Origin of the sequence: Microbacterium sp. B35-30, assembly GCF_010634855.1 — a bacterium.
Lineage (GTDB): Bacteria > Actinomycetota > Actinomycetes > Actinomycetales > Microbacteriaceae > Microbacterium.
In genome coordinates this window covers 1-19,207 of record NZ_MWLQ01000061.1, presented here as the reverse complement: position 1 = coordinate 19,207, position 19,207 = coordinate 1, and the positions used below count along the sequence as shown (strand labels likewise).

Below are 19,207 nucleotides of genomic sequence, written 5' to 3'. Positions count from 1 at the left end.
TCAAGCTCGGGTTCCTCGCGAACTTCCTGTCGAAACCGATTCTCGTCGGCTTCGTCGGCGGGCTCGCGCTCGACATCATGGTCAGCCAGATCGCGAAGATGCTCGGTATCAAGATCGATTCCGGCGGGGAGTTCGTTGAGAAAGTGTCCGGGCTCCTCGCCGGTCTGGGGACGATCAATTGGATCTCTGCACTGATCGCGGCCGCCTCCGTTGCGATCCTCGTCCTGGGTGCGAAGCTGCTGCGGGTCGTGCCCTGGGCGCTGGTGGTGCTTGTGCTGTCGACGATCGCCGTCACCGTCGGAGGTCTCGATGATCGCGGCGTCGCCGTGCTCGGCGAGGTGCCGTCTGGCCCACCCACGTTGACATGGCCGGTCATCGACTGGGCTCTGTGGCTCGCCCTCATCCCTTCTGCCATCGCGCTGACCATGGTCACGACCGCAGAAGGACTGCTCGTCTCACGCGGGTACGCCGAGAAGAACCACTACAAGACCCGCCCGAATCGCGATCTCTTCGCCTTCGGGCTGGTCAACATCGCGGCAGGAGCGCAGGGCAGCTTCGCCGTCGGGTCCTCCACCTCCCGCACGGCCGCGATGGATCAGGCGGGCTCGCGCACGCAGCTGCCATCGGTGGTGCTCGCGATCGGTACGTTCCTCCTGCTGCTATTCGGGACAGCGCTGCTCGCCGATATTCCATCGCCGGCGATCGGTGCGATCGTCGCGGTGGCGATTATCCCGTTGCTCGGTTTTCGGGAGTTCCGCGCGTTATGGCGACTCAGCAAATTCGAGTTCGCCGTCGGCGCTGTCTGCTTTCTCGTCACCCTCTTCGTCGGCGCCATCGCCGGAATCGTCGTGGCGTTCGTTCTGGCACTCGTGAATCTCGCCCGTCGGGCAGCCAATCCGGCGATCGATGTCCTGGCGACCGACGACGACCCCACGCAGTCGCTGCTGTACGAGGCCCCGATCGGCGCATTGACCGCCCCGGGGATCGCCGTCATCCGGATGTCAGCACCCCTGTTCTTCGCGAATGCCGACGTGTTCAGCCAGGCCGTGCGAAAGGCGGTCAGGGCGCTTCCCCCGGGCGCCATCCACACTGTGGTGCTGGACTTCGAAGCTGTGACCGACGCGGATGTCACGGGATCCGAGACATTCCAGGTCCTCAAGGCTTGGCTCGTTGAGAACAACATCGTCCTGTCCTTCAGTCGTGTCCGACGCGCCATGGATATCCATCTGAGGCGCATGAACATCCTCGAAGACGAACGAGTGTTCGCCACGAACCGCGCCGCGGTCGCCGCCTTCGAATCTCAGGAACCGTGAGCCACGCGACCTCACTCATCCTGTGTGATGCCCTGCCGTCGCACTCCCCCTAGCGTTTGCCATGGGAGCACCCGCTTGCGGCCCTGGGACCAACTCCGCACTTTCTCGCAAACAGACGGGCATTCGCATGGACGGCTCAATCCTCGCCAATCTGATCTGGCTCCTCAGTCTTCTCGCGCACGTGGCGATCATCGTACTGGCGCTGATCTTCATCCCACGCGATCGGAAGCCGACCGCGGCGATGGCGTGGCTGCTGCTGATCATCCTGTTCCCCTTCTTCGGAATCCTGTTCTTCCTGCTCATCGGCAACTTCAAGCTGCCGAAGAAGCGGCAGGACGAGCAGGCCCGCATCGACACGCTCATCAAGGGAAGGTCTGCGAAGTTCGGCAGCGTGGTGGCCGATGAGTCGACCTGGCCGCGCTGGTTCCAGCGGATCGCCCAGCAGAACGAGGACCTGACGGCTCTTCCCGCGATGGCCGGTAATGGCGCGACCCTCTATGGCGATTATCAAGTGTCCATCGACACCATGGCGGCCGACATCGACCGCGCAGAGAACTGGGTGCACGTCGAGTTCTTCATCGTGGGGTGGGATGACACAACCCGCGAGTTCTTCTCTGCGATGGAACGGGCTGTCGCACGTGGTGTGTCGGTGCGGTTGCTTGCAGACCACATCTCGTCTGCCAAGCTGCCGCGTGCGAAGGAGACCTTCGCAGAGCTGGACCGCATCGGTGTGAAGTGGGCGTGGATGCTGCCTGTGATGCCCTTCAAGGGCAAGTATCAGCGCCCCGACCTCCGCAACCACCGCAAGATCGTGGTGGTCGACGGCGTTGTCGCGTTCATGGGTTCCCAGAACCTGATCTCGCGTGACTACGACTCGGAGAAGAACATCAAGCGGGGCTTGAAGTGGCAGGAGCTGGTCACCCGCGTGACCGGCCCGGTGGTGGCATCCATCAACGCGGTGTTCCTGTCGGACTGGCTGATCGAGACCGATGAGAATCTCGTGGACACCGAGCATGTTGGGGCGTCCGAAGTTCCCGTCGTGAGCGGCTCAGATGCGTTGGTCTGCCAGGTGGTTCCTTCAGGGCCGGGATATCAGACCGAGAACAACCTGCGCCTGTTCCTCTCTTTGATCTACGGCGCAACCGAGAAGGTCATCCTCACGAGCCCGTACTTCGTCCCGGACGAAGCGATGGTCTACGCGATCACCACCGCCTGCCAGCGGGGGCTGGAGGTGCAGCTCTTCGTGTCTGAGATCGGCGACCAGGGGCTGGTTTATCACGCGCAGCGGTCCTACTACGACGCGCTGCTCGAGGCGGGGGTGAAGATCTTCCTGTACCCGGCGCCGTTCATCCTGCATTCCAAGCACTTCTCCATCGACGACAACATCGCCGTGATCGGGTCGTCGAACATGGACATCCGCTCGTTCAGCCTCAACATGGAGGTCATGCTCCTCGTCCTCGGCGAGTCCTTTGTCGCAGGCATGCGCGAAGTGGAGCAGGGCTACCGGGATGCCGGCCGCCAACTCACCCTCGAGGAATGGAAACGGGAACCCCTGAAAGCCACCTTCCTGGACGGCATCGCGCGGCTCACATCCGCCGTCAACTAGATTCGGTTCCCTGCAACACGTCAGGACGGTTGCTCAGCGAAGAACTCGTCGGAGTATGGGGCATGCCCCTTTCAGCGGAGGTCTTCTGAGCACGTCACGTGCGCGGCCCCACCGTGGAGTTCGCCCACGACGCGTTTGGTCGCACGGAGCCCCCCTCCCGACTGAAGGCGGTGGGCCGAGGCGGTCGACGCCCGCGTCAATGACCGCAGTCGCACCGAGGCCGCTACCGGCCGCGGGTGACGGGTCAGGGCACGAACCGAACTGCGTTCCCGAGAGGTCAGAGCCGCTCAATGTCCGTAAGGGCCCAGCTGCCGTCGAACAGCGGCGCGGTCGGAGTGTAGAAGCGGACCATCGGGTAGAACCCCCGCCCCGGCACGGTCTCAATCCAGTTCGCGTCAACTGCGGCCGGTTTCTGCGGGCCGAAGATGAAGTCGATCGAACCATCGGCGTTCGCGTGGAACTCGTCGTAGCCCGAACGTGCCGCGTCGTTCATCCCGCTCTGCACCATCGACCGAGTGACCGTGTCGTACAGCGTAAGCGACCAGAATTGCGCTGCCGGCGGGTCCGCCGGCAGCCTGAGGCGGTAGCTCTGGCCTCCGTCGAAGTGCTCGCCGTCGCGGTCGCGGAACGCCTGGATGTAGTTCGCACCGGGCCCGGGCGTTCTCCTGCCGATCGCCGGCGAGAGATAGATCGCCCCGTACGTGTACTGGAGCCGTTCGTCGAGTTGGCAGTAGTACTCGGCCTCGTGGTCGGGGCTGACCTGGATCACCCAATCCCATTGCGTTCCCGCGAATGCCGTTCCGCCTTGGATGCGCTCCGCGCTCTCGTACATGACGTTCCGTGCCATGGCATCACCGATCACCGTCGCCTCTTCGAGAATCGCGATCTGCCTCGCGTCAGGCTCGAACGGCTTCCCCTTCTCCATGCCGAGAGGCTTGAGCATCGCCATGAAGAATCGGTCGTGCTCTTGGACCGGATTGCGCTCGATGACCGCAGCGAGGCGATTCCAGTACTCGATCCCGCCGGGCGGCGTCGTGTCCATCACGGCGCCGGAGATCGAGACGAAGCGGGTCGGACGGGGATCACGTCTGTCGGTCCAGGGGTAAACCTTCACCTTCTGGACTCGATGGACGGCATCTTGTATGTCACCGTCAACGATGATGCCGCGCACCAGCATGTTGTGGTTGTTCATCGTGGCGCGAACCACGTAGTAGCCGTCAGGCTCATCGGCATCGTCATCGCCCGGTGGAAGAAGAAGGTAGCGCCCGCCGTTGCCGGCGTCACGACCTGGGAGCCCGACGTCGGTGAGCGACCGCTCCCAGAAGTCGTCCACCAGCCCGACGATCGCACCCGGCGGGATCTCGACGACGACCGCGCCAGTGCTGAGATCGATGTTCGCGAAGGCGTATATGGTCGTGTCGTTGGCGGTCAGCCAGATCGACTTCGGGTCGACGAACTGATCCGCGATGCCCATCTCGCCATAGTCGATGCCGAGGTCACGCTTGTTGGCTATGCGGATCGATTCGAACGACACCGCGGGGTACGCCCACAGGTACACCTGCACGGCGCGTTGGAAGTCCATCTCGTCGAACAGTTTCCGCGAGGTTTCGGGCGTCGGGCATCCGCGCTCGAATCGCAGTGCGCCAAGACGTGACGCCACGGAGTCCTGATATGGCGTGACGCCATAGTTCACAGCAGGCATGGTTACCCCTCCTAGAGGTTGTTGTCGCGAGCGGTCGCGAGGGTCGCCTTCATGGAACCGGGCGTGCCCGGTCGATTCACGTTATGGCCGGCGATCGGAGCCGACATCACGTCATCTGCATGATTGCTTCCCAACGCGCCCCGCGTGCACGTCCATCGCGAAGCTGCACATGCCCCCTGGCGAGAGATGCAGGAACGCGTGGCACGTCACATCACACGCCGCTCGGTCCATTTACCCGGATGGTGCGAATCGCATGATGCCCTGCACGCCCGTCAGGTCCATCGTTTGATGATCCGCTCCCACTGTGCGAGCCCGTTGCGTGCTCCAAGGCTGCTCGGTGGGGCACTGACTTATCCAAGGAGGACGCCATGCGCATCCGGAATCGCCATCAACTGGCCGAAGTACACGACGAAGTGGGATCCAGCGTGCGACGAACAACGATCCCGTGCGCCGCGCTCATCATCGCAAGCGCACTGCTCGTCGCCGGCTGCTCTTCCGGCGGCGCTGGCGGCCCGACATCCATCGCCGACGCGTGCTCGACTCTGAGAACAACCCTGGACGAAGTCTCAAGCGCCATGCAGAGCGCTCTCGCTGCGGCTAGGACTCCGAGCGAGCTGCAATCCGATCTCGAGGGGTATGTGGAGAGCGTCGATACGCTCGCCGAGAATGCCCAGAACGCGGACGTGTCCGGGGCGCTGGGAACGCTCAGCGAGAAGCTGACTGAAGCGGCCGAACTCGCCGCGACTCTGCCCACTGACGCAGACGGCGAGGTCGACCCTTCCGCGCTGGCGGACCAGAAAGCCGCGATCGAAGAGTCGGTCGAGAAAGTCAATGCCGCCTGCGCCGAGCACACGGGTTAGACCGACGGCTGAAACGTGAGCGGACGCCCCGGGGTCGACCCACGCTTGACCAGCGAGAGGGCCGTGGCACGGCCAGGCTCGGACAACAGTCGTGCACGGCGTCGCACGCCCCTCCGCGGATACAGAAGGAGATTGCCATGACAAACGCACCAAACTCGACGCGCGAGGCCTTCGAGCGGGCACGACCGTTCGCCCTGACGCTGCTGTTCGGAGCTGCAGCCTTCACCATCACCCTCGCCGGGACGAGGATCATCGCCGACATCATCGGGCCGGTCTTCCTCGCCCTCGTGATCACCATCAGCCTGCATCCGATTCGGCTCTGGCTCGGGAGCAAGCGCATGCCGGAGTGGGCGGTCTCGGGCTTGATGCTGCTGGCCGCCTATCTGCTGATCTTCCTCCTCGCTCTCGCCGTGATCGTCGCGGTCGCGCAGGTGGCCGCATTGCTCCCCCAGTACACCGATCAGCTCGACGCGGCGATCGCAAACGCGGGGAACACACTGCACCAGCTCGGAGTCGAGTCCGAGCAGATCCAAGCCGTCATCGCCTCCATCGACCCGGGGCAGATCGCGGCGCTCGCAACGTCCCTGCTGAGCGGCATGGCCGGCGTGCTGACGAACCTCGCGTTTCTCATTGCCGTCCTGTTCTTCCTGGTCTTCGACACAGACGCCACCCGGCAGAGCCTGCGCACCTTGGGTGATCGGTTTCCCAACCCCGTTGCGGCGCTCAACAACTTCGCAGCCAGCACACGCAACTTCATGGGTGTCAATACAGTGTTCGGCTTCGCCGTCGCGGTGATAGACGCGGTCGCCTTGTTGATCCTGGGCATCCCCGGCGCATTCGTGTGGGGCGTCCTCGCGTTCGTCACCTCCTTCATCCCCAACGTCGGCTTTCTCATCGGCATGATCCCACCCGCGCTCATCGCCCTCCTAGAGGGTGGACCAGGGCTGATGATCGCCGTCATCGCGATCTACAGCGGCATCAACCTCCTTAGCGACAGCTTGATCAAGCCGCGCGTGGTCGGCGACACGGTGGGCCTCTCGACGACCGTCACCTTCCTCTCCCTTGTGTTCTGGACCTGGGTCATCGGCCCACTGGGCGCCCTCCTGGCAGTACCGCTCACCCTGCTAACCAAGGCGCTGCTGATCGAAGCAGACCCTCGCACGTGGTGGGCCCTGCCTCTGATCGCCGGCAAACCGAAGCGCACGAAGAAGAAGCCCAAGTCGAAGCAGGAATAGCTGCGCCACCCCGACCCCTTCGGCACACATCACCGCGCGGGCTGAACGCGGCCGACGTCATGACGACGCGGTCAGAACGCGGCCCACCACGCGGCGGTCAGGAACGCCAGCGGAGCGAGACCGGTGCAGACCAGCCCGACGATCCAGAAGGCGTCTGCGTGCCGGGGCAAGCGGCGGTCGCCGATCCGTGTCGTCGCCAGCTCGCCGTGGTGTTCGATGGCCTCCTCGATGCGCTCCGACTCCTCCTGGAAGCGCATCCACGCGAACGCGAGGCCGCTGCCCGCCAAGATCACAAATGTGAGGATCAGCGCCCGCAGCCAGCCTGGCACGTCGCTGTAAATGCCGGCGGCGGCGGCACCCGCGGCCACCGCGACCACGAAGGCGGTGAGCGCCGCACCGACGGCCAGGACGTCGCGCCGGCGTTGCTTGAGACGACTCAGTCGCGTTGCGTAAGTGTCCTCACGCCACGACGTCAGACGGTCGAGAGCCCGTTCCCCGTCATCGCTCATCTCGCCTCCCTCGGCAGCCATCCAGTGACGAGACTGGCAAGCACCTCGTCAACCCTCTCCGGTGCGGAAACCCGTAGCCGAAGCCGACCACCGACTATCTGCATCGAGCAATTGTCTGGCGCCTGCCCGCACGGTGTCCTCATGCACAACGCATGAACCCATCCCCGAACCCCGACGATCGCGTCACCGCTTCGCGTCGCCGAGCCGAGATCGCGGACGCCGGACCATCTTCGAACTCCTCACACAATTCGCATGATGCGGGGGCGTCGGTTGCTCCCGATACTGGGGGGCGAAGAGACCCGAGTCGAGGCGTTGCCGGGTCCCGCTCGTAAGGAGAGGTGGCATGATGCCCAGCCAGCCCCTCGACGTTGGGGAACAAGCCCGAGCCGGCCAAATTCGTGGATGGAGTTGCCGGTTATCGCCGAACGGCGATAGGAGTCCATAAATCATGTCCTGGCGCACCCGGTTCCGCCGACGGGAGAGTGTCGTCGAGAGCCTGTGGGCAATCCCGATTGTCGGCGCGTTGCTCGGCGTGATGCTCGGCGCGGCCGTGTCGATCGTCGACGAGCTTCTTACGACACCATTGTTGTGGCAGTACTCGCCGTCGACGGCGAGCGCGGTACTGACCTCGATCGTGGGCGCGGCGGCAGCGCTGACCGGCTTCGTCGTGACCGTGACTGTTCTCGTCGTGCAGATGGCCACAGGAACGTTCTCGGCCCGCATCATGCGCCTCTGGTACCGCGATCCCCTGTTGAAGGCGACGCTCGCGATTCTGGTCGGCACGCTGACTTTCTCGTTCTCTGTGCTTTCGCGGATCGGCGAGGATTTCGTGCCGAACGTCGGCGTGACATTGGCCGGTGTGCTCATCTCTCTGAGCTTGCTGGCTTTCATCGTCTTCTTCGATCGCTCCGTCCGGCGACTCAGGCCAGCGGCAGTGGCTGCAGATGTCGCGAGCACGGCTCGTGCGACGTTCGAGCAGACAGTGAGGCTGGCCGATCGGGCGGACATCCGGTGGGAGTATGTGTCGGTCTGGACGGATCCGACGCTCGCGGTCGGTGCGAGTCGCGGCGGTGCCATCCAGGCGTTCGACGTCGAGGGTCTCGTCGCTTGGGCGCGCCGTCATGGTGCTGAGCTCGTCCTGCCGCACCCGGTGGGCGATTTCGTGCACAGCGGCGAGACGGTCGTCATCGTGTTCGGCGGCGAGTTCGGAGAGGGCTCGGCAGCCGAGCTCGAAGGGATGGTCGCGCTCGGTGACGAGCGCACGTTCGATCAGGACCCGACATTCGCGATGCGGATGATGGTCGACATCGCGAACAAGGCGCTGTCCCCGGCGGTGAACGACCCGACGACCGCCGTCCAAGTGCTCGACCACATCGGAGAGGTACTCGCTTTCATCGGGAAGACCGACTTCGAGGCGCTCAGGACGAAGGTCGACTCGACGTCCACCGCTGTGGTCGCGATCGTCACCCGCCGTTGGGAAGACATCGTGACGCTGGGCCTCACCGAGATTCGAGAGTTCGGAGCGACCTCAGTGCAGGTCATGCGGCGGCTCCGAGCGCTGCTCGAGGAGCTCCAAGCCACGGTGCGACCCGAGCATCGAGCTGCCATCGACGAGGAGCTCCGCCGCCTCGATGCGACCGTGGCCGCCACGTGGCGCGACTCCACCGACCTCGATCGGGCGGGCGAGATCGATCGCCAGGGCATCGGCGGTATGAAGCACGACCCGGAGCGCTCGAGCTAAGTGGTCTCCGGAGTAGGTCCTTGGCCACGCATCTGGACAGTTGCTTCCGGACGGCCCTGCCTGGCTCCCCTCCGGTGGGGAACATGCCCACGGTAGGACGGCGGATCACCGCCGCCCGTGCCCGCATGCCATCAGCGGCATGATCTCAGACTCCCGGAATTCCGCGGACCGACGCGGAAGATGCGTTCGATGAAGTCCGGCACCTCGCCGCGGACGCTCGCCTCTGAGGCGGTGGAATCGCGGCCGAATGTGGGCGCGATGTGGGCACTCCGCGGTTACGCCAATGGAAAAACCCCTGATCATTATGGGTTTTTCTGGCGGTGACGGTGGGATTTGAACCCAAAGAGATTCGATCCTCATCGATCCGTTCGCGTCGTTGAAGCGCGGGAATTCGCGCTTTCGACCAGTCCAGGCGTCGTTCTGAACCCGCCTCGTTCGTGCTCGATCCCTGACGGACGTGGGCACGATGTGGGCACGCGCCTCCATCGGTGTGAAGTCTGCGCAGGTAGTCGCCGTAGGCGAAGGGCGCTCGTGCGCTGCAGTGTCGGCCGGGCACGCGATGTCATGCAGGGATCGTTGCCTCAAGTTCGTGAGCCCAGGGCAAATCAGCGCCGGTGCGCGAGACGGTGATTGCCGCGGCGGCTACCGCGGCCCGACCGACGTGCTCCAAGGTTGGGCGGTCGAGGTTTTCACTGCCGATGCCGAGGACGGCGTGGATTAGTGCGGCCATGAATGTATCTCCGGCACCGATGGTGTCGACGGCGGTAACAGGCAACGCGGGGATCCGGACGCGATGTTCCGCGTTGGCAATGATCGCTCCCTCCGATCCCAGAGTGATCGCAACCATGTGGGCTCCCAAGCCCAGCACGGCGTCCAGGACGTCGTCGGCTGCTAATTCGGGATACAGCCAGACGGCGTCTTCGTCGCTCATCTTGACGACGGTGCACAGTCGGGTCATTTCCTGGAAGACAGCGAGGGCAACCGTGTGCCCGCCGATCAACGCGGGACGGATGTTGGGGTCGAAGGTGACCTCTTTTGCCGCGGTGTGGCGCAGGAGGTCCTGGACGGTCGTTGCTCCTGGTTCGAGAAAGGCCGCGATGGAGCCGGCATGCACGACGCGTGGGTTCACCGCATCGGGTGCCCGGACATCCCACATGACGTCGAAGTCGTACTCGGCTTGTCCGTCGGGACCGATTGTCGCCACGGCCGTTGACGTAGTTGCAGCGCTGATCGACTCGGCGAGTATGTGAACGTTGGAGGCTTCGAGGTGCCGAACGATGGTGTGCCCAAGTGGGTCGTCGGCCAGGTGAGTGAGCAGCCCCACCTTCGCGCCCCGGCGTCCCAACCCGAGCGCGGCGTTGGCCGGGCTCCCTCCGACGTGTTCAGTCCGGCCGGAGCCGGACTGGACGATGTCGATGAGAGCCTCGCCGATGACCAGCACGTCGAGGCTTTGCCTGTGGATCATCCTGTTGTACCCCTAACACCACTTCTGGCTCGTCCTGATGGTCGTTGAGTCATCCGATCAGTGCGCGTCAGGCACTCGACGGTTCGCGTCGCCCGTCGCCATGTCAACTCAGCGCGAAAAGCTCGACATCTCCTCGGTCCGCCGCGATCTGAAGCGACGTACCGCCGAGATCCGTCGGCAGGCCGAGGAGGCCACCTGCCGAGGACAGTTCGAGGATCGGCCCGTCGATAACCACTCGAACGGCCCCCGAGACCGGCACAGAGCACGTGGTGTTCAGAGCGTGCGCGGTTCGTTCGACCACTGTTGCTTCGCCCGGCTTCCACAGGATGCTCACGACCGCCTCGGTTGACGCGATCGTGAGTTCTCCGCCTTCGCCGTCGCTCCAGACCACGTCGGCTGCGGTCCCTTCGACTCGCACCGACTCCGCCCGACCGCCCCGGTGCTTCTCGACGTCCGGGTGGACGCTGGCCACGAGTCGGTCGTCGTCGAGGGAGAGGAGATACGGAATGCTGTGCGCGCTCGCCCATTCCGCTTGCTCGTCCGCAATCCCCCGCATCCAGAACAGCAGACAAGGGCGGCCTTCTGAGTCGGAGAACAGCGAAGGCGCGTAGTAACTGTCACCGAACGTCAACCGTCCCCAGTTGTCGGCGACGAATCGGCCGTCGTTGTATGAGCCGACGGCGTACCCGGCGTAGTGCAGCACGTCGTTGTCCCAAATGGAAGAGACCATGATGGCGCGGCCGTCGATGCTCAGAATCTGCGGGCATTCCCAGAGCGCCCCCATCCAGACGGGTTCGGTCTCCGCGGTGGACCGTTGCAGCGCGATGCCCGAGTACGTCCAGTGCTGCAGGTCGTCCGAAATGTACGAGAGCGCGACGGCTGTGCCGTCTCGCAGCGCACCGCCGACGAACATCCTCCAGCCTGTCTCCTCCCGCCGGACGAACGGGTCGCGATAGGCGATGAGGTCGAGGTCTGCAGGAGCCTCCACGACGAACTCGTCTTTCGACCACGCCAGCCAATCATCGTCGACGGGTGTAGCCACGCGGATCCGGCCGATTCCGAAATCCGGTGTTGTCGTCGAGGTGTAGAAGGCTCGCGTGTTGTCCTCGTCATCGGTGACCACGCATCCCGTCCAGATGCCGTCATCGCCGTCGCCGGGGACGATCGCGACAGGGAGTTCGCGCAGACTCAGCAGATCCGGACCGGCGGCGTGGCCCCAGTGGCAGTTGGGTCCCCATACCGTCTGGCCCGGAACGTACTGATAGAACGCGTGGTACTGGCCATCGCGATACGTGACACCGTGAGGGTCGTTGATCCATCCGCTGGTGGCGGTGAAGTGCAGTGCGGGTCTCATCCGCGTTCCTCTCTCAATGCGGCGCCAGTGGAGGCGCATCGGCGTCAGCCGACACGCGAACCTTCCGGGTGGTGAGCGGCGGCGCTGCCGTCACGGCGACCCCGGGGCCCGCGTGGCTCAGATGTGTGTACCGGCGGGCGGTGGCGCTACTGACTCCCGCTCCACGAGCGGGCACGCCAACACCGTCGGGTGCGCGGCCAGCAGGGCTTCTTCGCCTTTGCCGTGGACCAGCGCGGCCAATGTGGCCACCGCCCAGGCGCCCATCTCGTAGTGCGGCAGCGATACGGTCGTGAGCGTCGGGAACAGGCTGTCGGGGATGGGCGCCTGGTCGTCGAATCCGACGATGGATAGATCGGTGGGGATGACGAGTCCGCGTTCCCCGGCCGCGCGGTAGGCGCCGATCGCCATGCGGTCGTTGTAGCAGAACACCGCGGTGGGGCCGCGGTCGAGCAATTCGACGGTGGCGCGGTATCCGCCCCGCGCGTCTGCAGTGCCCGACAGGATGAGGTCCCTGGTCGACAGACCCGCCGCCTGCATTGCGTCGCGGTATCCCAGCAGGCGACCCCGGGTGGCGGGGACGTCGTCGCCGCTTGCGGCGAACGCGATCCGACGGTGGCCGGCCCGTGCGAGCATTTCCACGACCGCGGCTGCACCGGCGCGCTCATCTGGGAGCACCGCGGGGATGGTTCCTGCAGCGTCTCGCGCGCCGATCAGCGCGGCCGGCCGCGACCGCATGTTGTCGGGGGCGATGATCTCATCGTGGTAGACCGTCGCGTAGATGATGCCGTCGACCTGTCGATCCAGGAAGGCCTGGATCGGTGCCGACCCCACTTCCGGGTCTGGATTCAATTCGGAGTTGATGATGGCGAGAGTGAGGTTGCGGCGGCTCGCCTCCTCCTGCGCGCCGAGGATGATCCGGCCGGCGTGCGGGGTCGTGGCGATCTCCTCCGTGAGCAGACCGATCATGTCCGACGCCTGGGTGCGCAGCCCGCGGGCAAGCCGGTTGGGGCGATAGCCCAGTTCCTCCGCCGCCGCACGGACGCGGGCCGCGGTGTCTTCGCTTACCCGTGTATGCGGGGTGGCGTTGAGCACGTGCGACACGGTCGTCTGCGAGACGCCGGCGTGTGCCGCGACGTCTCGGATCCCGGCGGTCTTCTCCGTCACCCGGCTTCCCGTCATCGTTTCCCCCTCACGTTCGTACCACTTTTCGGGCAGCCCCGTCGGCCGCGGGAGCCGCGAACCCGACCGACGGCGTGGCACGGAAGGCGTTCACCGCCCGGTTCAGGACGACCTGATCGTCGCGACCGGAGTCGAGGATCGTGTTCCGGGTGGATGCGGCATCCACCATCACGGTGGTGACCGCGAGAGCCTGAGAGGATCCGGTCGTGAGCAGCGCATCAACCTGCGCCTCGAATGCGGAGTCGCTCGAAGCGGTGGCGACATCCTTCGCCACGACATGGTTGGTCGCGACGTGGTTGTCGTTTCCGCGGAGGATCCGGATGATGACCGGGCTGGCGTCAGCCGGCTGGATGCTGCGCGAGTCGACGACTTCGGAGAAGTGGTTGCCGATGACCGAGTTGTCGCTGCCATCGATGGCCAGCAGCCCGGCGAGGTCGTCCACGCCGTTGTCGACGCCCAGGAACGGCGTCCAAGGTTCGTGGTCGCGCAGGAAATGATTGGACGCCACGAGATTCTCTGAGCTTCCCGCCGCCAGCACCACCATTCCCGGGTAGAACGAATGCAGGCGATTGTTGGTCACGCTCGACCGGGTGACCCCGTGAAGGTGGACGCTACTCGAACCCCTGGGGAAGACGTTGTTCGCGGTGATCAGCAGCCCGCCGTGGTTCTCGGCATAGATCGAGCGGCCCTCGGGCCCGGCTCCGATCAGGTTGTCAGAAATCTTGGATGCCTGACCCCAGCCGCGCAGTTCAATGCAGCTGCCGCATTCGGCGACGAAGTTGTCGTGGATGGACAGTGCGTCCGCGTTGTAGATCGTCAGGGCATGCTCGAGGTAGACGAACCCCATGCCGGTGACCCGGAACGAGTCGTTCGCGTCGGCGATATAGATACCTGTCTTGCCGTTCGCGTAGGAATTTTCCGGGTTGTTCGCCGGGCCTTCAGCGGTGAAGTGCAAACCGTCGATGCAGAAGTTGGAGAACTCGACGGAGCTGATCCGCGGGCTTCCGGTCCTCGCAACGAGGAACGCCGTGCCCTCGGATTCGTCACGGGCATGGTCGACAGGGATGTCGACGAGGATTCGGCTGCCGCCCGGCCACAGTTCATGCAACCCGGGCCATTCCTCTTCCGGGACGTTGAACCGGATGCTCGACGATGTGAAGCCATGCCCTGACCCGTGTACCCGCAGGAAGCTGATGTCGATCAGCACCTGCGTGCGAAGGCGGTAGTCCCCAGGCGGAATGTAGATCACCGCCCCTGGCTTCCCACCGTCATTCACATCGGATGCTGCCTGCCTTGCCTTGACATCAGCGATGATGCTGTTGAAGACCTCGCCGATGTCGTCATGGGGATCGCCATGAGGCCACGTGGTCACGTCGTAGGTGTTGTCGTTCGACATTCTTTTCTCCGTTCGCGTCTGCGGCCCTCAGCCTTTGACTGCGCCGAGGGTGAGGCCCGCGACGATCTGGCGTTGGAGGAACAGGGTGAGGAGGATGACCGGGATGGAGTAGACCGCTGCGAGTGCCGTCATGCCGCCCCAGTCCAACCCGAACTGGCTCTGGAAGTTCGCAATCACCACAGGGGTGGTCTGTGCGCGGACGGAGGTCAGCAGCAGAGCGAAGAGGAACTCGTTCCAGGATGCGAGGAATGCGAAGATCGCCGTCACCGCGAGCCCACCCGATACCACCGGCAGGACGACACGCCACATCGCCTGGAGCCGGCTGCACCCGTCCACTTCCGCGGCTTCGCTGAGCTCGTCGGGCACCGCCTCGAAGAAGCTGGCCATCAGCCAGATCGACAACGGCAGCGAGATGGTGGTGTGTGCGAGCGCAAGCCCGAAGGACGTGTCGGTCAGACCGAGAGTGCGCATCACCTCGATCAGCGGGACTCCTACGGCGATCGTCGGGACCATGCGTGTGACGAGGGCGGCGACGATGAAGACGCGCCCGCTCGGTGTCCGGAACCGGGTGATCGCATATGCGGCGGGCACAGCGAGGACCAGTGACAGCGCGGTCGAGATCACCGCTGTCACGACGCTGTTGATGAGTGCGGCCGGCACGCCTTCGCGGGTGAGTGCAGACACATAGTTGTCGAGGGTCCACGTCTCCGGCCATACCGATGGCGGCACGGCGATCGCGTCGAGCGGTGGCTTGAACGACGTCAGCAGCAGGTACAGGAACGGGAATCCGTAGAGGATGATCGCTGCGGCGAGGAGAGCCCACAGCAGGATGCGGCTCTTTCCCTGGGTGACTAGAGGATTCATCGCGTGCTGCTCCCTGGGCGCCAGATCAACATGATTGCGGTGATTGCCACGGCGAGCATGACGATGAGATAGACGGTTCCCATGGCGCTGGCGAGCCCAGGGTCGCCGAAACGTGTCATGGTTCGGTAGATGAGAAGGCTGAGGGTGGTCGTGCTGCCCTGTGGGCCGCCGTCCGTCTGGATCAGGATGATGTCGAATGCTCGAGCGGCGTCGATTCCACGGATGATCAGCGCGACGGCGATCACGGGTCGCAGCAGCGGGATGATGATGCTGAACAGGATCCTCGGGTAGCGGGCACCGTCGATGCGGGCTGCTTCGATCACGTCGCCCGGGATGTTCTGCAAGCCGGCGAACAGCACCAGTGTGATGAACGACGTCGTGAGCCAGATGTCCGGGATCGCGACGGAGAACAGCGCGATGTTCGGATCACTCAGCCAGTGGATCTGATCCGGGCTCGAGAGGATGTGCGCCTCGTAGAGCAACTGGTTGACGATGCCGAAGTTGTCGATGAGGAGGAACCGCCACAGCAGTCCAGCGACGACGGGCGCGATCATGAGCGGGTACATGAAGGCGGTGCGGAACACCGCGGACCGTTGACCGAGCGCCGTGAACAGCAGCGCGGCGGCCAGCCCGAGCACGAACTCGGCGCCGACCACGAAGACGGTGTACACGATCGTGCGGATCGATGCGGACTGGAACGCTTCTGACGCGAACGCGGTCACGTAGTTCGCGAAACCCACGAACTCGCGTGGGGCACCCGCGAACGGTGAGATCTCGAAGAAGCTGTCGTAGACGAACCGGATGAGGGGCCAGAGGACGAAGGCGGCCAGGAACAGCGCGGCCGGCGCCATGAGCAGCAGCGCGAACCGGCGGTCGCCGCGTTCCTTGCTGACATGCCGACGGGTGTGTCGGGTCCCCCGCGTCGGGGCGGCCGAGGCCGCCCCGACGCGGGTGGGAGAAGTTATTGTCTCCATGGAGTGCTTCCTGACAGGGACCGTCTACTCGACGATCGACTCGATCTGGGACTTCGCGTCCGACAGCAGCTGCGCGGTATCCGCCCCAGGCTCGACGGCCTTCTGGAGCATCGGGATCAGCACCGAGTCGACGATCTCCTGCCACTGCGGGGTCGCGGGCCGCGGCAATGACTGGGGGGCCTCCAGCGTCGCTACGAGCGCGGGGTAATTCTCGAATCCGGCTTCAGCCTCTTTGCTCTCGAAGGCGCTCTTACGGGCGACGAGCCCGAGGGAGGTGTCGGCCGAGAGATCGTTGTGCTCGTATGCGAACTGGATGAAGTCCTTCGCGGCGTCCTGCTTGTCTCCAGATGCCGGAACGGAGAGGTACCAGGCTCCGGGAACTCCGGCCACTCCGCCGGACCCGCCGATCATGGGCGCGACGCCGATCTGGTCCTTGATGGGTGAGTCGTCCGGCGTCTGCCGGTAGGCGTGGCCCCAGAACCGCATCATCGCGAGCTTGCCCTGGTAGAAGAGGTTTTGCGCTCCAGCCCAGTCCAGCTGTGCCGCTCCGGAAGGAGCGTAGGGAAGGAGACTCACGTAGAAGTCCAGTGCCTCTTTGTGCTCGGCGTCATCGATCGTCACCTCGCCAGCGTCGGCATCCAACACCATGCTCTCTTCGCCGGCCTGAGACACGGTCGCCAACCACTCCGTCTCGACCGCACCCTTCACGTCGGTGCCGTACAGATCGATCGCACCGTCGCCATCGGTGTCGCGGGTGAAGAACTCTGCGATATCGCGGTACTGCTCCCAGGTCGTCGGGGCGGCCAGCGCGTACCCGTACTCTGCCTCGAAGTCGGCCATGTTGGCGGGGTCCTCGAACAGATCCGTCCGGTAGAACAGGATCTCCGAGTTCGTCCAGACGGGCATGCCAACGAAGGTCCCGTCCACCTGCGCTTCGCTGACCAGTCCACCGAACAGGTCCGACTCGACTTCATCGGTGTACAGATCATCGAGGGGCGCCAGCCCGGGGGCGAATGCGGGCAGCCAGATCGCATCGAGCGCCGCGACATCGAACGATGGCTCTCCGGCCTGCAGCTCCGACGAGATCCGGTCGTACAGCCCTGCGTACGGCAACTCCACCAGAGTCACCTCGGTGCCCGTCTCTTCTTCATAGAGATCAGCGATCGGCTGCAGCTCAGCCTTGCCGCCTCCCTCGACGACAACATTCAGACCAGCGCTGTCGGATGCGTCGTCTCCGCCGCCTCCGGCGCCGCAGCCGCTGAGAGCAAGAGCAGCTGCACTCACCGCTGCTGTCGCGACCAGGGCGCGGCGCGCGCGCCCGGTCAGTTGCATGCGAAGCTTCATCACTTCGACTCCATTCGTTGATGTGTGGTCAGGGTTGGAACTTGGTGCCAATACGATTTGCCAAATCGTCTTGGCATGAGAATAGCCGCCGAACTTGGAGGCGTCAAGACGACGATCTCGCCCACAGGTGTCCGCGGAGGGACGCGCGGAGCCGGTGAACACTCGCCAGTAAGCGCCTCCGCGCCCAGCAACCTCGGCCAAGGCCGTCGCGTGTCGCGTCTTGGTCACGCCCTATCGACCAACGCGCCGTCGGCGGCTCGGCCGCTACCGAACGGCGAGGATCAGTCGGTCGAACGGTCGCGTCCGCGACGGAATCCGCGTCGCGACCGTCCACCCGAATGGGTCGATCAATGCACGCGGCACGATCTTCAAGTGCAGCTACCCGATGCGCGGGAAAGACGTCGACCTCGCGTGCGAAGCCGGCGGCATCATGATCTTCGACGACCGCGGCACGCCCGTCGCCGAGCACAACTGGCCAGCGCGAGGCGTCACCTACATCAGCAACGTCAAGCCCCGAGGCCCCAAGAGCAGGAGGTGTCACCGATGTCGTTGACACCCTGCGGTTGGCCGGATGCCCACGGTAGGGACGGCGGATCACAGCCGCCCGTGCCCGCGTGCGATCAGCGGCATGATCTCAGACTCGCGGAATTCCGCGGACTGAGGCGGAAGATCCGTTCGATGAAGCCCGGCAACCGGCCGCGGAGGATCGCCTCTGAGGCGGTGGAATCGCGGCAAAATGTGGGCGCGGTGTGGGCATTCCGCGGTCGCACCAATGGAAAAACCCCTGATCATCAGGGGTTTTTCTGGCGGTGACGGTGGGATTTGAACCCACGGTAGGGGGTTACCCTACACAACTTTTCGAGAGTTGCACCTTCGGCCGCTCGGACACGTCACCGCCGACAAGCTTACGACACGCGGGCGGATGCCGCGAATCGGCGCCCGACCTCGGCTGCGGCGGCGGCGAACCCGGCACGGCGGCGTCTACCCCGGCCTCACGCGTCGAGGAAGGCCTCGTGGTGGTAGCCCTCCGGGTCGAGCACCGCGACGGTCGACTCGGGCACCTCGAGGAAGACGCCCGGGAGGTCGTTGAGCGGCTCCGACACGACCACCTGCGCGTGGTCGCCGAAGAGCGAGAGCCGGTCGGCGTCCGGGTACATGCCGCGGATGGTGAGAACGTCGGCCGAGTGGAACAGCGAGCGGGAGCGCCCCTGCGACGAGTAGCGGAACGCCCACAGCGTCTCGCCGTCCGACACCGCGAGCGTGCCCTGCATGGGGAACTGCACGCCGGCGGCGTGGCCGGCCTCCTCCACGCGGCGGACGGCGGCTCCGACCGCGCCGATCGGGTCATCGGCGAGACCGAAGGTCAATGCGAGATGGAAGAGCACCTCGCTGTCCGTGGTGCCCTGCATGAGCGGGTACAGCGACGGGTCCACGGCGAGCGCGAGCTCCCGTTTGATCAGGCCGAACTGCGAGATCCCGCCGTTGTGCATGAACAGCCAGTTGTCGTGACGGAACGGATGGCAGTTCGTCTGCTGGATCGGCGGGCCGGCAGCCGCACGCACGTGCGCGAAGAACAGCGGGCTCACGACGGCCCGGCTGATCTCGCGCAGGTTCTGGTCGTTCCACGCCGGCTCGATGCTGCGGAAGACGGACGGATGCCGCGGG

15 protein-coding genes and 1 tRNA gene are annotated in these 19,207 nt (G+C 64.9%); 5 read left to right on the top strand and 11 right to left on the bottom strand.

Translation table 11 applies throughout. The features are described from left to right. Positions 1–1,313, top strand: a 1,313-nt coding sequence (locus tag B2K11_RS20210; protein ID WP_163620888.1) for a SulP family inorganic anion transporter, incomplete at its 5' end; no start/stop codon positions are given. A gap of 127 nt (positions 1,314–1,440) precedes the next feature. Further along, a complete protein-coding gene (gene cls / locus B2K11_RS20205) occupies positions 1,441–2,919 on the top strand; it encodes a cardiolipin synthase (protein ID WP_163620889.1) in 1,479 nt (492 codons plus the stop codon). 277 nt (positions 2,920–3,196) lie between these two features. Here the strand turns inward: cls and B2K11_RS20200 are convergent, their stop codons facing one another. After that, complete coding sequence (locus B2K11_RS20200; RefSeq protein WP_163620887.1) at positions 3,197–4,621, bottom strand: DUF1254 domain-containing protein; 1,425 nt, start codon at positions 4,619–4,621, stop codon at positions 3,197–3,199. A gap of 368 nt (positions 4,622–4,989) precedes the next feature. Here B2K11_RS20200 and B2K11_RS20195 point away from each other — a divergent pair, with 368 nt between their 5' ends. Next, positions 4,990–5,481, top strand: a complete 492-nt coding sequence (locus tag B2K11_RS20195; RefSeq protein WP_163620886.1) for a hypothetical protein — start codon at positions 4,990–4,992, stop codon at positions 5,479–5,481. Between the two features lie 137 nt (positions 5,482–5,618). Beyond that, positions 5,619–6,716, top strand: a complete 1,098-nt coding sequence (locus tag B2K11_RS20190) for an AI-2E family transporter (RefSeq protein ID WP_163620885.1) — start codon at positions 5,619–5,621, stop codon at positions 6,714–6,716. A 71-nt stretch (positions 6,717–6,787) separates the two neighbouring features. Here the strand turns inward: B2K11_RS20190 and B2K11_RS20185 are convergent, their stop codons facing one another. Then, on the bottom strand, positions 6,788–7,225 hold the full coding sequence (locus tag B2K11_RS20185) for a hypothetical protein (protein WP_163620884.1): 438 nt from the start codon (positions 7,223–7,225) through the stop codon (positions 6,788–6,790). A gap of 448 nt (positions 7,226–7,673) precedes the next feature. Here B2K11_RS20185 and B2K11_RS20180 point away from each other — a divergent pair, with 448 nt between their 5' ends. After that, positions 7,674–8,966 carry a DUF2254 domain-containing protein gene (locus B2K11_RS20180; protein ID WP_163620883.1) on the top strand — a complete coding sequence of 431 codons (1,293 nt, stop codon included), beginning with the start codon at positions 7,674–7,676 and terminating at the stop codon, positions 8,964–8,966. Positions 8,967–9,528: 562 nt separating this feature from the next. On the opposite strand, the gene B2K11_RS20175 is transcribed toward B2K11_RS20180, so the two are convergent. From B2K11_RS20175 to B2K11_RS20135, 9 genes are all read right to left on the bottom strand, one after another. Continuing rightward, positions 9,529–10,431 (bottom strand): carbohydrate kinase, encoded by a 903-nt coding sequence (locus B2K11_RS20175; RefSeq protein ID WP_163620882.1) that lies wholly within the window; start codon positions 10,429–10,431, stop codon positions 9,529–9,531. 103 nt (positions 10,432–10,534) lie between these two features. Continuing rightward, a complete protein-coding gene (locus B2K11_RS20170) occupies positions 10,535–11,785 on the bottom strand; it encodes a glycoside hydrolase family 32 protein (protein ID WP_056372441.1) in 1,251 nt (416 codons plus the stop codon). 117 nt (positions 11,786–11,902) lie between these two features. Continuing rightward, on the bottom strand, positions 11,903–12,964 hold the full coding sequence (locus B2K11_RS20165; protein ID WP_056372443.1) for a LacI family DNA-binding transcriptional regulator: 1,062 nt from the start codon (positions 12,962–12,964) through the stop codon (positions 11,903–11,905). 10 nt (positions 12,965–12,974) lie between these two features. Further along, positions 12,975–14,360: a NosD domain-containing protein gene (locus B2K11_RS20160; RefSeq protein ID WP_163620881.1), complete on the bottom strand. Its 1,386-nt coding sequence runs from the start codon at positions 14,358–14,360 to the stop codon at positions 12,975–12,977. Positions 14,361–14,387: 27 nt separating this feature from the next. Further along, complete coding sequence (locus B2K11_RS20155) at positions 14,388–15,224, bottom strand: carbohydrate ABC transporter permease (protein WP_056372447.1); 837 nt, start codon at positions 15,222–15,224, stop codon at positions 14,388–14,390. Next, entirely contained in the window at positions 15,221–16,075 is an 855-nt protein-coding gene (locus tag B2K11_RS20150; protein WP_345770796.1) for a sugar ABC transporter permease, read from the bottom strand. The genes B2K11_RS20155 and B2K11_RS20150 overlap by 4 nt, the downstream gene beginning before the upstream one ends. Before the next feature lie 147 nt (positions 16,076–16,222). Further along, a complete protein-coding gene (locus tag B2K11_RS20145) occupies positions 16,223–17,770 on the bottom strand; it encodes a sugar ABC transporter substrate-binding protein (RefSeq protein ID WP_239526295.1) in 1,548 nt (515 codons plus the stop codon). Positions 17,771–18,346: 576 nt separating this feature from the next. Beyond that, a tRNA-Ser gene (locus B2K11_RS20140) sits at positions 18,347–18,437 on the bottom strand. A 97-nt stretch (positions 18,438–18,534) separates the two neighbouring features. Next, on the bottom strand, positions 18,535–19,207 hold a 673-nt coding region (locus B2K11_RS20135), incomplete at its 5' end, for a class II glutamine amidotransferase (RefSeq protein WP_163620879.1).